This window comes from Enterococcus sp. SMC-9 (assembly GCF_021011285.1).
GTDB classification, from domain to species: Bacteria; Bacillota; Bacilli; order Lactobacillales; family Enterococcaceae; genus Enterococcus_C; species Enterococcus_C montenegrensis.
The window spans coordinates 77,633-95,027 of record NZ_JAILYE010000006.1 but is presented as its reverse complement, the minus strand read 5'-3'; the positions used below and the strand labels follow the sequence as shown (position 1 = coordinate 95,027).

Genomic DNA, 17,395 nt, shown 5'->3' with positions numbered 1-17,395 from the left:
GGAATGAGAAAAATCGGCTGCTTAAAAATTTTTCAAGAAGTTTGCAAAAGCTTTGCGTTTTTTATTGACACCTATTTTCAATCATGCTATTCTAACAAAGGTGCTTTGTCTACAGGTCTCTTAAAACAGACGTGCTGACTGTAAGAAAAGTACAACTGACGATTATGCACAAGGCTGCATTATTTTTTATCGCTGAAAAAGAACCACCTGGATGTGTGGAGCTAGAAAGGCGAATCAAGGAAGGAGGAAAACAAGGGATGCCTACAATTAACCAATTAGTACGTAAACCTCGTAAATCCAAGGTTGAAAAATCAAATTCACCAGCATTGAACAAAGGATATAACAGTTTCAAAAAAGCTCAAACGAATGTGAACTCTCCGCAAAAACGTGGGGTTGCCACTCGTGTGGGTACAATGACACCGAAAAAACCGAACTCAGCTTTGCGTAAATATGCCCGTGTTCGTTTGTCTAACTTGATCGAAGTAACAGCTTATATCCCAGGTATCGGCCATAACTTACAAGAACACAGCGTTGTTTTATTACGTGGTGGACGTGTAAAAGACTTACCAGGGGTACGTTACCATATCGTTCGTGGTGCATTAGATACAGCTGGCGTTAACGACCGTAAACAATCTCGTTCTAAATACGGTACAAAACGTCCTAAAGCTTAATCTAGTTTACAGACTATTATATAGAACACAATACAAAATGACTACGTAAAGGAGGAGTTACGGATGCCTCGTAAAGGTCCAGTTGCAAAACGCGATGTTTTACCAGATCCTATGTATAACTCAAAATTAGTAACCCGTTTGATCAACCGTGTTATGGTTGATGGCAAACGCGGGATTGCTGCAAATATTATCTATAATGCTTTTGACATTATTAAAGAATCTACTGGTAACGATCCATTAGAAGTCTTTGAACAAGCAATGAAAAATATCATGCCTGTCTTAGAAGTTAAAGCTCGCCGTGTCGGTGGTTCTAACTATCAAGTCCCAGTTGAAGTTCGTCCTGAACGTCGTACAACTTTAGGCTTACGTTGGGTTGTTAACTACGCACGTTTGCGTGGAGAACACACAATGGAAGAACGTCTTGCAAAAGAAATCATGGATGCAGCAAACAACACTGGTGCTTCTGTGAAAAAACGCGAAGACACACACAAAATGGCCGAAGCCAACCGTGCTTTTGCCCACTATCGTTGGTAAGATCTTTTTTGCTTTTGCAAAAAAGACAATTCGATTGTTACACCAAGTAAGCGGGCAAAAGATTTCTTTTGCCGCTTTTTAAAGAGAGGAGCACAAGCAAGAAATGGCTAGAGAATTTTCGTTAGAAAAAACTCGTAATATTGGTATCATGGCTCACGTCGATGCAGGTAAAACTACTACGACTGAACGTATCCTTTATTATACAGGTAAAATCCATAAAATTGGTGAAACCCACGAAGGCGCTTCACAAATGGACTGGATGGAACAAGAACAAGAACGTGGTATCACTATCACTTCTGCTGCGACAACTGCTCAGTGGAAAGGTTACCGTGTCAACATCATCGACACACCAGGACACGTGGACTTCACAATTGAAGTACAACGTTCATTGCGTGTATTAGATGGTGCGGTTACTGTCCTTGACTCTCAATCAGGGGTTGAACCACAAACTGAAACTGTTTGGCGCCAAGCAACAGAATACCGCGTACCTCGTGTTGTATTCTGTAACAAAATGGACAAAATCGGTGCAGACTTCTTGTACTCAGTTTCTACATTACACGATCGTTTGGGTGCTAACGCTCATCCAATCCAATTACCAATTGGTGCAGAAGAAGATTTCACCGGTATCATTGACCTTGTGACAATGAAAGCTGAAATCTACACAAACGACTTAGGTACTGAAATTCAAGAAACTGAAATTCCTGAAGAATACCTAGAACAAGCGCAAGAATGGCGCGAAAAATTAGTGGAAGCAGTAGCTGAAACTGATGAAGATTTAATGATGAAATATTTAGACGGCGAAGAAATTACTGAAGCTGAATTAAAAGCTGGTATCCGTCAAGCAACAATCAACGTTGACTTCTTCCCTGTAATGGCTGGTTCAGCCTTCAAAAACAAAGGGGTTCAATTAATGTTGGATGCTGTTCTTGACTACTTGCCTTCACCATTAGATGTTGAAGCAATTAAAGGGATCGATCCGAAGACTGACGAAGAAACAACTCGTCCAGCTGACGACGAAGCTCCATTTGCCTCATTAGCATTTAAAGTTATGACTGACCCATTCGTAGGTCGCCTAACTTTCTTCCGTGTTTATTCTGGTGTCTTAGAAAGTGGTTCATACGTATTGAACGCTTCAAAAGACAAAAAAGAACGTATCGGACGTATCTTGCAAATGCACGCCAACACGCGTAACGAAATCGACCGCGTTTATTCCGGTGATATCGCTGCTGCCGTTGGTTTGAAAGATACAACAACAGGGGACACTCTTTGTGCCTTGGATTCTCCAGTAATCTTAGAATCAATCGAATTCCCTGACCCAGTTATCCAAGTTGCTGTTGAACCTAAATCAAAAGCTGACCAAGATAAAATGGGTATTGCATTACAAAAACTTGCAGAAGAAGATCCATCATTCCGTGTTGAAACAAACGTTGAAACTGGTGAAACTGTTATCTCAGGGATGGGTGAATTGCACTTAGACGTCTTAGTTGACCGTATGCGTCGTGAATTTAAAGTCGAAGCAAACGTTGGTGCTCCTCAAGTTTCTTATCGTGAAACTTTCCGTGCTGCTACTGAAGCAGAAGGTAAGTTTGTACGTCAGTCTGGTGGTAAAGGTCAATACGGTCACGTATGGATTGAATTTACGCCAAACGAAGAAGGTGCCGGTTTCGAATTCGAAAACGCCATCGTTGGTGGTGTGGTTCCACGTGAATACATTCCAGCTGTTGAAAAAGGTTTAGTAGATGCAATGGACAACGGTGTCTTAGCTGGCTATCCATTAGTTGATATTAAAGCAAAACTTTACGACGGTTCTTACCATGATGTCGATTCAAGTGAAACTGCCTTCCGTGTTGCTGCTTCAATGGCATTGCGGGCTGCTGCTAAAAAAGCAAAACCTGCAATCTTAGAACCAATGATGAAAGTTACAATTACTGTTCCAGAAGATTACTTAGGTGATATTATGGGTCACGTAACTGCTCGTCGTGGTCGCGTTGAAGGTATGGAAGCACACGGTAACTCCCAAATCGTTAATGCTATCGTTCCGTTAGCAGAAATGTTTGGTTACGCAACTACATTGCGTTCATCTACACAAGGTCGCGGTACTTTCATGATGGTATTTGACCACTATGAAGATGTACCAAAATCTATTCAAGAAGAAATCATTAAGAAAAACGGCGGCAAAGCTGAATAATTTTTGATGATTAGGATTTTTTTAAAAGAGCTATATTTTTTAAAAAAATTCGTGTACAATAATTAACGATGATAAGGGCAAACTGTCGCTTGCGGCAGTTTACCTATCAAAAAATAAAAACTATTACGTATTTTTAGGAGGAACATTTTAAAATGGCAAAAGAAAAATTTGACCGTTCTAAACCCCATGTAAACATCGGTACTATCGGACACGTTGACCATGGTAAAACTACTCTTACAGCTGCAATTACAACTGTATTATCTAAAAAAGGTCTAGCACAAGCTTCTGCTTACGATCAAATTGATGGTGCACCTGAAGAACGCGAACGCGGTATCACAATTTCAACTGCTCACGTTGAGTATGAAACTGAAAACCGTCACTACGCTCACGTTGACTGCCCAGGACACGCGGACTACGTTAAAAACATGATCACTGGTGCTGCTCAAATGGACGGCGCGATCTTAGTAGTATCTGCTGCTGATGGTCCTATGCCTCAAACTCGTGAACACATCCTATTGTCACGTAACGTTGGTGTTCCTTACATCGTCGTATTCTTGAACAAAATGGACATGGTTGACGACGAAGAATTATTAGAATTAGTTGAAATGGAAGTTCGTGACTTATTGTCAGAATACGACTTCCCAGGCGACGACACTCCAGTTATCGCAGGTTCAGCTTTGAAAGCCTTAGAAGGCGACGCTTCATACGAAGAAAAAATCTTAGAATTAATGGCTGCAGTTGACGAATATATCCCAACTCCAGTTCGTGATACTGACAAACCATTCATGATGCCAGTCGAAGACGTATTCTCAATCACTGGTCGTGGTACTGTTGCAACTGGTCGTGTTGAACGTGGACAAGTTCGCGTTGGTGACGAAGTTGAAATCGTAGGTATCGCTGAAGAAACTGCTAAAACTACTGTAACAGGTGTTGAAATGTTCCGTAAATTGTTGGATTACGCTGAAGCTGGCGACAACATTGGTGCATTATTACGTGGTGTGGCTCGTGAAGACATCCAACGTGGTCAAGTATTGGCTAAACCAGGTTCAATCACTCCACATACAAAATTCGCGGCAGAAGTTTACGTTTTAACTAAAGAAGAAGGCGGACGTCACACTCCATTCTTCACAAACTACCGCCCACAATTTTACTTCCGTACAACTGACGTAACAGGTGTTGTTGAATTACCAGAAGGTACTGAAATGGTTATGCCTGGCGATAACGTTACTATGGACGTTGAATTAATCCACCCAATCGCGATCGAAGACGGTACTCGTTTCTCAATCCGTGAAGGCGGACGTACTGTTGGTTCAGGCGTTGTTACAACAATCGAAAAATAATTCTTGAACTTTAGAAGCAAAATCTTCGGATTTTGCTTCTTTTTTTGACTATAAGAAAAAATGTAAATTTCCTATAGCGGCTTTTTACTGCTAGATTTAAACCGTGCTTTAAAAAATAGATATCTAAGACCATAAGGTGAGAGTTAGCAGTATTCCTGCTTCTTTTTTTTATTATTTACATAGGAGTATCCAGCAATTCACAGCAGCTTTTTTAGTAAAGAGTCTGTTTTTTGCCGCAGTTTATTTCGTAAGCTATCCTTAAAACGAGTACAATAGGCGAAATAAAAGTAAAAAAATCTACAATTTGAAAACAAGCCCTTTGCGTGGCGTCCTCTTCAAATTGTAGGGTTTTTGTGTGAAAGAAATGACGGGTGGTAGTTGATTTTTAAAGTAAATGTTGTTTTTTTAAATAGTCGTTTAAATGAACGTTCCGCGGTTCTTTGTAGTAGTCGGCGAATTTTTTAGTCCAAAGTTTTGTTTCACGGGCCTCGCCGAATTTTTTCATCGTCTGGTCGTAATCTTCGATTAATTGATAGTCATATGCTTGATAAGTGTCGTAATGAATGACGGCTTTTTCTGGTAGACGAGGTTTTACCTGCATTTCAACAGTGGGTTTTCCAATGCTAAGACCAGCGATTGGGTAAACGTAAGGTGGTAAATTGAAAAGTTCACTGACTTGGTCGATTTGATTACGTACACTGCCGACAATCACGCTGCCAAGACCCAATGCTTCTACTGCAGTGACCGCATTTTGCAATGCTAAACTGGCATCTGTCGTTGCAATAATCAAGGGATTCAGACTATCTGTTACGGCATAATCCACGCCTTGTTTTAAAGCAACTAATTGGGTGCGCTGTAAGTCGGCCACAAATAATAAAAAGACAGAGCTGTGGAGCATGTGGGGATTACTAGGATTTAATTCAACTAGTTTTTCCCGCAATTTTTTATTTTTTACCACAATGATCGAGTAGGCTTGGCCATTCATCCAAGACGGTGCTTGGCGACTGGCAGCTAAAATTTCTTGTAGCTGTTCATCTTTTAGCTCGTAGTTTTCGTCAAAGTTGCGATAGCTACGGTGGTTTTTCAATAATGCGATAACGTCCTTCATTTTCTGCCTCCTAAAATTAGAAATTGTTTGTGCTATGCCTTTGTTGAAGGTGTCTTACGTAAAAGCTTGCGAGTAATTCGTTCCATTTTTTCTGCCAGCGTCGTTACCAGCTCCGGCGTTAGCTGGGTATAATTTATTCGCATAGACATTGTATCATTACTAAAGAAAAAAGAGGGTGCGACCAATAAATTTTCCTCGAAAAATAGTTGCCAATCTTTGCGGTTCAAATTTTGGTGTTGCCACGTAAACCAATAATAAAGGCCGCCTTTAATTTTTGTGAATTCCCAATCTGTTTTAAAGGGGGCAAAAGTTTCACACAATAGCTGGCTGCGTTGTTCAAGTTCTTTGATGAGTTGGGCGTGTTGGGTATCGTATTCAGGACTACTTAAGGCAATGTTGGCCAATATTTGGGTGAATAAGTTGGTTTCGCTATCCAATGACTTTTTCGTATTAGCAAGGGATGAAATCAAATTTTTAGGAGCCAACAGCCAGCCAATTTTAATACTGGAACCAAAAATTTTTGACAAAGAACCAAGGTAGAGCACTTGTTCGGGCGCAATTTCCTTTAATTTAGGAATTGGGGTCGTGAAATCTAACTCGCCAAAGATGTCGTCTTCAATAATGGGGACGTAATACTTGCGACAGATTTCAATGATTTTTAGCCGACGTTCATAAGAAAGGCAGCGACTAGTTGGATTTTGAAAAGTAGGGTTTAAATAGAGTAGTTTTACTTTTTTTGCTAAAATCTGCTTTTCTAATTCACTGGGCATAATTCCTTCGTGATCGGTGGCAATGCCTTCTAGCCGCAATCCCAGCGACTGAAAAAGAGGTAGTGCAAATAAAAATGACGGATCTTCTGTGGCAATCACATCACCAGGCTGTAAGAGTGTCTGCAAAATTAGTGAAATTCCCTGCGTCGAGCCAGCAGTAATCAATAAGTCCTGATTTTTTAAGGAGAGCTGGAATTTTTGGGCTAATTTTTTTGTAATTGTAGCCTTTAAGGGCAAATAGCCAGTATCCCGCAAATTTTTTTCTTCTTTAATAATTTGGTCCCAGGATAAAGCCGGAAATTTAAAAGCCGGAATTAAGTCCTGGGGTAGCTCGCCATTGGCTAAATCGATTGTTTGCAAGTTTTTACGCAATTGGTTTTGGGCTTTACTGTAAGGATCTTGCTGACTGCGACTGGCCAATAAATGCTGCCATTGAAATTGTGGTGCTTGCCGCGAGCCCCACCGACCCTTGGCGACTTCGGTTCCGCTGCCTTGTTTGCGGACAAGCCAGCCTAAACTGGTTAACTCTTCTAATGCGTGGTTGACAGTGGAACGGTTAACGTGATAAAAGTCGGCCATTTTTCGCTCGGGCATGAGGCGATCACCAGGGGCTAATTTTCCAGATTCGATTTCTGCGATGATAACTTCCATTAGTTGTTGGAACAAAGGTGTTTTACTTTTACGGTTTAAAGTCATAAATGCTCCTTTGTAAAATTAAGATTTTGCTTTCTAGAAATTATAGTCCAAAAATTAATTGGTTGGTTTCAAAATAAACCAATTGGTCGTTTCCGTCAAGAAGTACAAGCCCTATACTTAAAATTAGTATCCCGCAAAAATGAGTTTAGCAAAAATGGGCTAATAATAGGTATTTAAAAAGGAGTGGTCAAATGAAAAAGGTATTAACAATTGCGGGTTCTGATTCTACCGGTGGTGCCGGATTGGAAGCCGATTTGAAAACCTTCGAGGAATACGGTGTTTTTGGTTTTGCGAGTATTACTTCGATCGTCACAATGGATCCTAAAACAGGTTGGTCCCATGAAGTGACGGAATTACCGGCTGAACTGTTGTTAAAGCAACTTATTTCTGCTTTTGCCGGATCGGGTATGGCAGCTTTGAAAACAGGGATGATGGGAAATGATGCCAATATTTTAGCGGCTGTTGATTTTTTGGACAAGCAGCAGGTGGAAAATATAGTCGTCGATCCAGTTATTGCCTGTAAAGGTACGGCGCAAATTTTGCAACCGGAAGTAGTTACGGCAATCAAAAAATATTTATTACCGCTGGCGACGATTACCACCCCTAATTTAGTAGAGGCCGGAATTTTAGCGGAGCTAGGTGATTTGACTAATCTTGCGGATATGAAAAAAGCGGCCCGGGCCATTTGGCAACAAGGGGCAAAAAACGTTGTCATAAAAGGCGGTCATCGCTTAGGAAGTGATAAAGCTATTGATCTATTTTACGACGGGGCTGAATTTGTTACCTTTGAAAATGAATTGTACCAAACCGATTTCAATCATGGTGCGGGATGTACTTTTGCTGCGGCAGTGACAGCCGGTCTGGCTAAAGGGGCTCCGATGAAACGAGCTGTGGCGATGGCCAAACAATTTGTCGCCGCTGCTATTAAAGAAGGCGTGCAGATTAATCCTTATGTCGGACACGTCTGGCATGGTGCTTACAACAAGGCGCAAAAAAGAATGGAGGCCATCCAATGAAAAAAGATTTTTCCGTCCAAGCAATTGTCTTAGTAGCGTTGTTTACTGCTTTGACTGTAATCGGAACCACGATTAAAATTCCACTACCCACCGGGGCTTTTGTCCATTTAGGCAATGCGGTATTATTATTGGCAGTTTTATTATTAGGCTACTTTAAAGGTTCATTAGCAGGTGGGTTGGGCTTTTTCATCTTTGATATGTTAAACGGCTACGCCACAGAAGCACCGTATTTTATTTTGGAGAGCTTTATTGTTGGTGCAGCAGCCTATGGGGCGTTACTTCTTTTTAAGAAAAAACCAACAGCGCTTTGGCAAGTTGTTGTCATTGGTTGTGTGACAGGGATTGCAAAAGTGGCAATGACCCAAATCAAAAATACAGTGATGTTAGCCATCGCTGGAGCGAACGTACAGGCAGCTTTTGTAGGCGCAACGGCGAAATTACCAGCAACGTTAATCAATGTTAGCATGACTGTTTTGATTGTAGCCTTTTTGTACTTTCCGCTAAGAAAAGCTTTGACTGCTACGATGAAACGTTCTTTTGTTTAATTTAAAAGCTACTGTTTGTAAAAATAGTTTTGGCGAAGTGTTAAGGCGCTAAAACCATAGAATACAGACAGTAGTTTTTTTTACTTGGTGGGGAATGTTCGTGTTTTATCCGGTTTTCAGCGTAGTAAAAAGCGATTATCTCTTAGAAAAAATATTAACAAGCCTTTTTTGGTTATGGTTAGCAATTAAGAAATTTCTTTTCATTATTGAATAATAAAAGTGAAGGGAATCTTTCAAGTATTATTTACCTAAAAACTAGACAAATTCCCTGCCTTTTTTAAAAATATTCGTCTTTTCAAGCAGTTTAAATTATGTTATTATTTGTTCGCAGTGAAATCTGTGCTGTAGTTATTCATTATGGGAGGATATTATGTTTAAAAAAGTTTTGAAAGTGGGTTTGGCAAGTGCGGCAGCGATGCTTTTACTAGCTGGCTGTGGTAATTCTTCATCAAATGATAGCAAAGGTGAAAAAGATGCCGATGGTAACATCAAGTTGGAAAAGCTGACAATTGGTTTTGTACCGTCTCGTGACGCAGATGAAATCGTAACAGCTACTGAACCTTTGAAAAATCTTTTGAAAGACCAAATGAAAAAAGAAGGCTATAACATCGAAAACGTGGATATCTCTGTTGGTACGAGTTATGAAGCGGTTGGTGAATCATTGTCTTCTGGTACGCTTGATGTTGGTTTCATTCCAGGTGGGACGTATGTCTTATACGAAGATGGAACAGACGTATTATTAACTGCAACACGGAAAGGTTTATCCATTGATTCAGACGATGCGAAAGTTTGGAACGATGAAAAACCAACAAAAAACACAGACGAACAAGTTGCTTACTACCGCGCATTGATTATTGCAGGTCCTTCAGCAAAAGGCCAAGCTTTAGCTAAAAAAGTTAACGCTGGTGAAAAATTGACTTGGAATGATTTAAACAGTGCTTCTTGGGCAATGGCAAACTCTTCATCTTCAGCAGGTTACATCTACCCAACCTTATGGATGAACAAAAACTACGATAAAACATTATTAGATTTAAAAGATGCGGTTCAATCTGACTCTTATGCAAGTTCATTTGCCCGTTTAGCAGCTGGTCAAATCGACGTTGTGATGGCCTATGCCGATGCACGTTTAGACTATGTTGACACTTGGACAAAAGAATTTGGTCGTAAAAATGATATTTGGTCTGAAACAAACGTTATCGGTGTAACAGACCCAATCTATAACGACACAATCAGCGTCAGCAAAAATGCACCAAACATGGACGCAAAATTGAAAAAAGCACTAAGCAAAGCTTTTATTGAAATTGGTAAAACAGATGAAGGTAAAAAAGTAATCAGCATTTACAACCACGAAGGTTATAAAGAAGCAAAAGCTTCTGATTACGACGATGAGAAAAAAGCACAAGAATTAATCAAAAAAATTAGCGAATAATCGCGCAACTAGCACGAAAAATAGTAAAGCAGGGGTTGTGTTCATTAACACAATCCCTTCCTTTCTGTTTGCAATGCTGGAAATTTTTACGGGATAAGCCGAAATTTTAATGGTTCTTGCCAAGTAAAAGCTTTTACCTGAGGCAGGATGGCTTTGCAGTGAAATTAAAATTTCGTCTTATTGTGGGAAAAAGTGTTTTTCGACAGTAATTAGTAATTATTAAAACTTCAGTGTGAAAGGATACAGCAATGATTAAATTTGAAGATGTGCAAAAAGTTTATCCTAACGGTACCGTTGCACTAAAAGACATTAATTTAGAAATCCAACAAGGTGAATTCGTGGCAATTATCGGCCTTTCCGGCGCAGGGAAGTCTACTTTAATTCGTTGTATTAACCGCATGCACGACATTAATTCTGGCACGTTACTTGTTAATGATGTCAATGTTAGTCAATTAAAAGGAAAAGAAATTCGTGAATTCCGCAAAAATATTGGGATGATTTTCCAATCTTTTAACTTAGTAACACGTTCTACGGTTTTAAAAAATGTTTTGGTTTCTTCAGTGCCAGACATGCCTTTGTGGCGTCGGACCTTAGGGATTTTCCCCAAAGAAGATAAAATCCGTGCGCTAGAAGCATTAGATAATGTTGGGATCTTAGACAAAGCCTATACTCGAGTAGATCAACTTTCCGGTGGGCAACAACAACGGGTCGCTTTAGCCCGCACGCTAGCCCGCAAGCCAGGCATTATTTTAGCTGACGAACCGGTAGCTTCTCTTGATCCTGTTACAGCAAAATCAGTTATGGAAGATTTACGTCGTATCAATCGAGAAATGAATGTTTCTATTTTGTTGAATATTCACCATGTGGAATTAGCGTTAGAATATTGTGATCGTGTTATTGGGATTCGTCAAGGTGAAATCGTTTATGACGGACCAACCGATGTAGTGAATCAAAGCATCTTGGATGAAATTTACGGCAAAAATCAACCTGTGGAAGCGTAGGTGGTCAGCTTGTTTAAAAAGACATTAACTTTAAGTAATGGCAAACAAGTGACGAGCAAACGGTCATTTTTGCCAATTTATATTTTAATTACAGTAATCTTCATGTTTGTAGCAGCAGACGTAACGAATTTTTCATTTAGCACTTTAATTTTAAGAAGTAAACAGTTCTTTGTTATTATCGGCGACATGATTCCGCCAAATTGGAAATACATGAATCGGGTCTGGGGACCATTATTAGAAACAATTAAAATGTCATTGCTCGGGTCAATTATCGGTTCGCTATTGGCGATTCCTTTTGCGGTATTATCTTCTATTAATATTGTTAAAAATCGGTTCGTTGCCGGTATTTTCAAATTTATTTTGAGCGTATTGCGGACATTGCCAACTTTAGTCGTTGCTTTGATTGCTACTTTCATTTTAGGTTTAGGGGCATTTGCCGGAACGATCGCTATCTTTATGTTTACCATTTCCTATGTTGGTAAAATTATGTACGAACAAATTGAAACAATTGATATGCGAACTTTTGAAGCGATGGAATCTTTTGGTTTAACTAAGATTCAAGCTTTCCGATATAGCATTTTACCAGAAATTTTACCTAATTATTTATCGACTTCAATCTTCTGTTTTGAAGGAAATGTCCGGTATGCGTCTATTTTAGGCTATGTTGGTGCCGGTGGTTTAGGTTTATTGTTAAATGAACGTTTAGGCTGGCGCGATTATGCCAGTGTTGGTTCCATTTTATTGATGTTAATTGTCACTGTTGCGCTAATCGAGATGTTAAGTGAATACTTGCGTCAGAAATTAAAATAGGGGGACGCCATGAATACATTAGTAGAAAAACAATTGGCAAAAGAGCCCAATAAAAAAGTACAATACGCTACGATTGCTTTAATCGTTGTCGGAATGTTTATCTGGTCGTTGACGGCCATTAAAATTAATAAAACCAGTACGGATGGCTCCCAAGTTGCCTTGAATATTTTAAAAGGGATTGTGACACCGGATCTGAATTTTCTTTTTGATTTCTCTAGTACTGGGGTTGCCTATTTATTATTTGAAACAATTTGTATCGGTTTTTTAGGAACTATTTTAGGTTCGATCTTTTCAATTCCGATTGCCTTTTTGATGTCACCTAGTATTATGCCTAAACCAGTTTATATTTTGACGCGCTTTTTGGTGGTCATTATCCGAACTGTGCCGGCTTTGGTTTATGGGTTGATGTTCGTACGGGTAACAGGGACGGGTCCTTTTGCTGGGGTAATGACGATGTCAGTCACTTCGATTGGGATGGTTTCTCGGCTTTATGTTGATGCAATTGAAACAATTGATACTGGCGTTTTGGAATCAATGACCTCGATTGGGGCTACGACCTTCGACAAAATCCGTTTTGGAATTTTACCGCAATTGCTAAGTAACTTTGTTTCGATTACGATTTATCGTTTTGATATGAATTTACGGGATGCGACGATTTTAGGTTTAGTTGGTGCCGGTGGTATTGGTTCACCGTTGATGTTTGCTATTAACGGTTACAAGTGGAATCAAGTTGGCTCAATTTTAATCGGCTTAATCGTTTTAATCTTAATCGTTGAAGTCGTTTCAAATAAAATTCGTGCAAAATTAATTAATGGCTAAAAATTTTATCAAAAAAGGCATCTCTGATTTTTTAGAGGTGCCTTTTTTAAAATCTAAAATGAAAACCTTTACAAATAAAAAGTGGTGAAAAGTGCATGAAATCAATAAAAAATCCTTGCCAACACTACTTAGATATACTATAATCATAAAGGTGCTGCTTACAAATGTGTGAAAAGCACTGGTGGAATAAGGTTTTATTCTACCGGCTACGAAACGAGAGGTTGCGACACGCCCGGACGCTTTGCCATGGACGAGCGTGACGGAAATTTTCGTGGAGCTATGTCTACTTTTCAAAATAGGCGAAGGAGGGAAAACAATGGCAAAACAAAAAATTCGTATCCGTTTAAAAGCGTATGAACATCGTATTTTAGATCAATCAGCGGATAAAATCGTAGAAACTGCAAAAAGAACTGGAGCTTCTGTGTCAGGTCCAATTCCATTACCAACAGAACGCAGCTTGTACACAATTATTCGTGCGACTCATAAATACAAAGATTCTCGCGAACAATTCGAAATGCGTACTCACAAACGTCTAATCGACATTGTGAATCCAACACCGAAGACAGTTGATGCTTTAATGAAGCTAGACTTGCCAAGCGGCGTTAACATTGAAATCAAACTATAATTAATCAAATTAAGATGGAGGTGTAATCATGACCAAAGGAATCTTAGGGAAAAAAGTGGGAATGACTCAAATCTTCACTGAATCTGGTGAGTTAGTACCTGTAACAGTTGTTGAAGCTACTCCAAACGTAGTATTACAACTTAAAACAGTGGAAAACGACGGCTATGAAGCAGTTCAAGTCGGTTACCAAGATATGCGTGAAGTTTTATCAAACAAACCTGCGCAAGGTCATGTTGCAAAAGCAAACACGGCTCCTAAGCGCTTCATTCGCGAATTCAAGGATGTTGAGCTAGAGGGCTTAGAAGTAGGATCAGAAATCAAAGTTGATATTTTCGAAGCTGGAGATGTCATCGATGTAACTGGTACAACTAAAGGTAAAGGATTCCAAGGCGTAATCAAACGTCACGGCCAAAGCCGCGGACCAATGGCTCACGGTTCTCGTTATCACCGTCGTCCTGGTTCAATGGGTCCTGTAGCACCTAACCGGGTATTTAAAGGCAAACGTCTAGCAGGCCGCATGGGTGGCAACCGCGTAACAATCCAAAACTTGGAAGTTGTTCGTGTTGATGCTGAACGTAACGTAATCCTAATCAAAGGTAACGTTCCTGGCGCGAAAAAATCATTGATTACTATTAAATCTGCTGTGAAAGCAAAATAAGTAAACTTAAGGAAGGAGGAACTTAGGAATGCCGAATATTGCATTATTTAAACAAGATGGTAGCCAAAATGGCGAAATCACATTAAACGAAGAAATCTTCGGAATTGAACCAAATGAAAGTGTTGTCTACGATGCAATCATCATGCAACGCGCTTCATTACGACAAGGAACACACGCTGTGAAAAACCGTAGCGCAGTTCGAGGCGGTGGCCGTAAACCATGGCGCCAAAAAGGAACTGGTCGTGCTCGTCAAGGTTCAATCCGTTCACCACAATGGCGTGGCGGTGGCGTTGTCTTTGGACCAACTCCACGTTCATACAGCTACAAACTTCCTAAAAAAGTTCGTCGCTTAGCAATGAAATCTGTTTTATCAGCAAAAGTTGCTGAAAACAAAATGGTTGCAGTTGATGCATTAAGCTTTGACGCACCAAAAACAAAAGAATTCAAACAAGTTTTAGCTAACTTGTCAGTTGATTCTAAAGTATTAGTTGTACTTGAAGCAGACAACGACTTTGCTGCTTTATCAGCTCGTAACTTACCAAACGTGACTGTTGTTACTTCAAACAACGTATCTGTATTGGACGTAGTTTCAAGCGATAAATTGTTAGCAACTCAAGCTGCTCTGACTCAAATTGAGGAGGTGCTTGCATAATGAACTTACTAGACGTTATCAAACGCCCAGTGATCACTGAAAAATCTATGCTTGCCATGGATGACAAGAAATACACTTTCGAAGTGGACACTAAAGCGAACAAAACTTTAGTAAAACAAGCAGTTGAAGCTGCTTTTGACGGTGTTAAAGTGAAAAACGTTAATATCGTGAACGTGCGTCCGAAATTCAAACGCATGGGCAAATATGCAGGATACACAAAGAAACGTCGCAAAGCGATCGTTACTTTAACTGAAGCATCAAAAGAAATTACAATTTTCGAAGCTGAATAAGCATTAAATTCTACTACTAAATAGGAGGGAAACAGGCGTGGCAATTAAAAAGTACAAACCTACCTCAAATGGTCGCCGTAACATGACAAGCTCTGATTTTGCTGAGATTACAACAAGCACTCCAGAGAAAACTTTGTTGGCACCGTTGAAAAACAATGCCGGTCGTAACAACAACGGTCGTATCACTGTACGTCACCAAGGCGGCGGTCACAAGCGTCAATACCGCGTAATCGACTTCAAACGTAACAAAGATAACGTTGTTGCTACTGTTAAAACAATCGAGTATGATCCAAACCGTTCTGCTAACATCGCGTTAGTACATTATTCAGACGGTGTTAAAGCTTACATCTTAGCTCCAAAAGGCTTAGAAGTAGGTATGACAGTGGTTTCTGGTCCAGAAGCTGATATCAAAGTTGGGAATGCATTACCACTTGCAAACATCCCAGTTGGTACTGTTATCCACAACATCGAAATGAAACCAGGTAAAGGCGGACAATTAATCCGTTCAGCTGGTACAAGCGCTCAAGTATTAGGTAAAGAAGGCAAATATGTCTTAATCCGCTTAAACTCAGGCGAAGTACGTATGATCTTAGCAACTTGCCGTGCAACAATCGGTTCTGTTGGTAACGAACAACACGAATTGATTAACATTGGTAAAGCTGGTCGTTCTCGTTGGATGGGTAAACGTCCTACAGTTCGTGGTAGCGTAATGAACCCTAACGATCACCCACACGGTGGTGGTGAAGGTAAAGCTCCAATCGGACGTAAAGCTCCAGTATCACCTTGGGGTCAACCTGCATTGGGTTACAAAACACGTAATAAAAAAGCTGCTTCAGACAAACTTATCGTACGTCGTAGCAAAGCTAAATAAGGTTTTTGACCATGTGGTCTACATTTTGGAAGGAGGTTCACCATGGGTCGTAGTTTAAAGAAGGGGCCTTTCGTCGATGAACACTTGATGAAAAAGGTCGAAGCACAACAAGGTGCCGAAAAGAAAAAAGTCATCAAAACTTGGTCACGTCGTTCAACAATTTTTCCGAATTTTATCGGTTTTACGATTGCTGTCTATGACGGACGCAAACATGTCCCAGTTTACATTCAAGAAGACATGGTAGGACATAAATTAGGTGAATTTGCACCAACCAGAACTTATCGCGGGCACGCTGCCGACGATAAGAAAACAAGACGTTAATATTTGAGGGGAGGATATCATCATGGCAGAACAAATTACAAAAGCTAAAGCAACTGCGAAAACAATTCGCGTATCTCCTCGCAAATCTCGTCTAGTGATTGATTTAATTAGAGGTAAAAGCGTTGCTGATGCAATTGCAATCTTAAAGTTCACACCAAATAAAGCTGCCGGAATCATCGAAAAAGTTTTGATGTCAGCAGTTGCGAATGCAGAAAACAACTTTGACTTAGATGTTGAAAACTTAGTTGTTTCCGAAGCCTTTGTTAACGAAGGACCAACAATGAAACGTTTCCGTCCACGGGCTAAAGGTTCAGCTTCACCAATCAACAAACGTACAAGTCATATCACTGTAGTCGTATCAGAAAAATAAGGAGGGATAATCAGTGGGTCAAAAAGTACATCCAATTGGAATGCGTGTAGGCATCATCCGCGACTGGGATGCAAAATGGTATGCTGAAAAAGAGTATGCTGACTTCTTACACGAAGATTTGAAAATCCGTAAGTTTATCGCGACTAAATTAGCTGACGCTGCAGTTTCTACTGTTGAAATCGAACGTGCTGCTAACCGCGTGAACGTTTCTATCCACACTGCTAAACCAGGTATGGTAATTGGTAAAGGTGGTTCAGAAGTTGAAAACTTACGTAAACAATTAAACAGCTTAACTGGCAAACGTATCCACATCAATATCGTGGAAATCAAAAAACCAGATTTAGATGCAAAATTAGTTGGTGAAGGAATTGCACGCCAATTAGAAAACCGGGTTGCGTTCCGTCGCGCTCAAAAACAAGCGATCCAACGTACAATGCGTTCAGGCGCTAAAGGGATCAAAACAATGGTATCTGGCCGTTTAAACGGTGCTGATATCGCTCGTAGCGAAGGCTACTCAGAAGGTACTGTTCCACTTCATACATTGCGTGCCGATATCGACTACGCTTGGGAAGAAGCAGATACTACCTACGGAAAATTAGGAGTTAAAGTGTGGATCTATCGTGGCGAAATCTTGCCAACGAAAAAGAACGCTCAAGACACTAAGAAAGGAGGGAAATAAAC

At 40.1% G+C, this 17,395-nt stretch carries 20 protein-coding genes; 18 read left to right on the top strand and 2 right to left on the bottom strand.

Annotation, left to right across the window (positions count from 1 at the left end):
- Positions 1–257: 257 nt before the first annotated feature.
- From rpsL to tuf, 4 genes are all read left to right on the top strand, one after another.
- Positions 258–671, top strand: a complete 414-nt coding sequence (gene rpsL / locus K4422_RS10445) for a 30S ribosomal protein S12 (protein WP_003127956.1) — start codon at positions 258–260, stop codon at positions 669–671.
- A gap of 63 nt (positions 672–734) precedes the next feature.
- Positions 735–1,205 carry a 30S ribosomal protein S7 gene (gene rpsG, locus K4422_RS10440; RefSeq protein WP_071864205.1) on the top strand — a complete coding sequence of 157 codons (471 nt, stop codon included), beginning with the start codon at positions 735–737 and terminating at the stop codon, positions 1,203–1,205.
- Between the two features lie 103 nt (positions 1,206–1,308).
- Positions 1,309–3,393 (top strand): elongation factor G, encoded by a 2,085-nt coding sequence (fusA, locus tag K4422_RS10435; protein ID WP_206903368.1) that lies wholly within the window; start codon positions 1,309–1,311, stop codon positions 3,391–3,393.
- 152 nt (positions 3,394–3,545) lie between these two features.
- Positions 3,546–4,733: an elongation factor Tu gene (gene tuf / locus K4422_RS10430; RefSeq protein ID WP_206903369.1), complete on the top strand. Its 1,188-nt coding sequence runs from the start codon at positions 3,546–3,548 to the stop codon at positions 4,731–4,733.
- Positions 4,734–5,118: 385 nt separating this feature from the next.
- Here tuf and K4422_RS10425 read toward each other — a convergent pair whose 3' ends face one another.
- Positions 5,119–5,841 (bottom strand): NADPH-dependent oxidoreductase, encoded by a 723-nt coding sequence (locus K4422_RS10425; protein WP_206903370.1) that lies wholly within the window; start codon positions 5,839–5,841, stop codon positions 5,119–5,121.
- Positions 5,842–5,873: 32 nt separating this feature from the next.
- Positions 5,874–7,307 carry an aminotransferase-like domain-containing protein gene (locus K4422_RS10420; protein ID WP_206903371.1) on the bottom strand — a complete coding sequence of 478 codons (1,434 nt, stop codon included), beginning with the start codon at positions 7,305–7,307 and terminating at the stop codon, positions 5,874–5,876.
- A 191-nt stretch (positions 7,308–7,498) separates the two neighbouring features.
- Between K4422_RS10420 and thiD the strand changes: the two genes are divergently transcribed.
- The 14 genes from thiD (at position 7,499) to rpsC (ending at position 17,393) form a co-directional block, all read left to right on the top strand.
- Positions 7,499–8,323: a bifunctional hydroxymethylpyrimidine kinase/phosphomethylpyrimidine kinase gene (thiD, locus tag K4422_RS10415; RefSeq protein WP_230711071.1), complete on the top strand. Its 825-nt coding sequence runs from the start codon at positions 7,499–7,501 to the stop codon at positions 8,321–8,323.
- Positions 8,320–8,868 carry an ECF transporter S component gene (locus K4422_RS10410; RefSeq protein WP_230711070.1) on the top strand — a complete coding sequence of 183 codons (549 nt, stop codon included), beginning with the start codon at positions 8,320–8,322 and terminating at the stop codon, positions 8,866–8,868. The genes thiD and K4422_RS10410 overlap by 4 nt, the downstream gene beginning before the upstream one ends.
- 370 nt (positions 8,869–9,238) lie before the next feature.
- The gene (locus K4422_RS10405) at positions 9,239–10,297 is read left to right on the top strand and encodes a phosphate/phosphite/phosphonate ABC transporter substrate-binding protein (protein WP_206903374.1); all 1,059 of its coding nucleotides are present in this window, start codon (positions 9,239–9,241) and stop codon (positions 10,295–10,297) included.
- Between the two features lie 248 nt (positions 10,298–10,545).
- Complete coding sequence (phnC, locus tag K4422_RS10400) at positions 10,546–11,298, top strand: phosphonate ABC transporter ATP-binding protein (protein WP_206903375.1); 753 nt, start codon at positions 10,546–10,548, stop codon at positions 11,296–11,298.
- Positions 11,299–11,307: 9 nt separating this feature from the next.
- Complete coding sequence (gene phnE / locus K4422_RS10395) at positions 11,308–12,108, top strand: phosphonate ABC transporter, permease protein PhnE (protein ID WP_206903376.1); 801 nt, start codon at positions 11,308–11,310, stop codon at positions 12,106–12,108.
- 9 nt (positions 12,109–12,117) lie between these two features.
- On the top strand, positions 12,118–12,927 hold the full coding sequence (gene phnE / locus K4422_RS10390; protein WP_206903377.1) for a phosphonate ABC transporter, permease protein PhnE: 810 nt from the start codon (positions 12,118–12,120) through the stop codon (positions 12,925–12,927).
- Positions 12,928–13,243: 316 nt separating this feature from the next.
- Positions 13,244–13,552, top strand: coding sequence for a 30S ribosomal protein S10 (gene rpsJ, locus K4422_RS10385; RefSeq protein ID WP_002290443.1), 309 nt, complete (start codon positions 13,244–13,246; stop codon positions 13,550–13,552).
- A 28-nt stretch (positions 13,553–13,580) separates the two neighbouring features.
- Positions 13,581–14,210 carry a 50S ribosomal protein L3 gene (gene rplC, locus K4422_RS10380; protein ID WP_206903378.1) on the top strand — a complete coding sequence of 210 codons (630 nt, stop codon included), beginning with the start codon at positions 13,581–13,583 and terminating at the stop codon, positions 14,208–14,210.
- A gap of 28 nt (positions 14,211–14,238) precedes the next feature.
- Positions 14,239–14,862, top strand: coding sequence for a 50S ribosomal protein L4 (rplD, locus tag K4422_RS10375; RefSeq protein WP_206903379.1), 624 nt, complete (start codon positions 14,239–14,241; stop codon positions 14,860–14,862).
- Positions 14,862–15,152 carry a 50S ribosomal protein L23 gene (locus tag K4422_RS10370; protein ID WP_173103868.1) on the top strand — a complete coding sequence of 97 codons (291 nt, stop codon included), beginning with the start codon at positions 14,862–14,864 and terminating at the stop codon, positions 15,150–15,152. The genes rplD and K4422_RS10370 overlap by 1 nt, the downstream gene beginning before the upstream one ends.
- 37 nt (positions 15,153–15,189) lie before the next feature.
- Positions 15,190–16,023: a 50S ribosomal protein L2 gene (gene rplB / locus K4422_RS10365; RefSeq protein ID WP_173103867.1), complete on the top strand. Its 834-nt coding sequence runs from the start codon at positions 15,190–15,192 to the stop codon at positions 16,021–16,023.
- A 42-nt stretch (positions 16,024–16,065) separates the two neighbouring features.
- Positions 16,066–16,344 (top strand): 30S ribosomal protein S19, encoded by a 279-nt coding sequence (gene rpsS, locus K4422_RS10360; protein ID WP_071864217.1) that lies wholly within the window; start codon positions 16,066–16,068, stop codon positions 16,342–16,344.
- Between the two features lie 22 nt (positions 16,345–16,366).
- Positions 16,367–16,714 carry a 50S ribosomal protein L22 gene (gene rplV, locus K4422_RS10355; RefSeq protein WP_173103866.1) on the top strand — a complete coding sequence of 116 codons (348 nt, stop codon included), beginning with the start codon at positions 16,367–16,369 and terminating at the stop codon, positions 16,712–16,714.
- A 13-nt stretch (positions 16,715–16,727) separates the two neighbouring features.
- Positions 16,728–17,393 carry a 30S ribosomal protein S3 gene (rpsC, locus tag K4422_RS10350; RefSeq protein ID WP_206903380.1) on the top strand — a complete coding sequence of 222 codons (666 nt, stop codon included), beginning with the start codon at positions 16,728–16,730 and terminating at the stop codon, positions 17,391–17,393.
- Positions 17,394–17,395 lie beyond the last annotated feature (2 nt).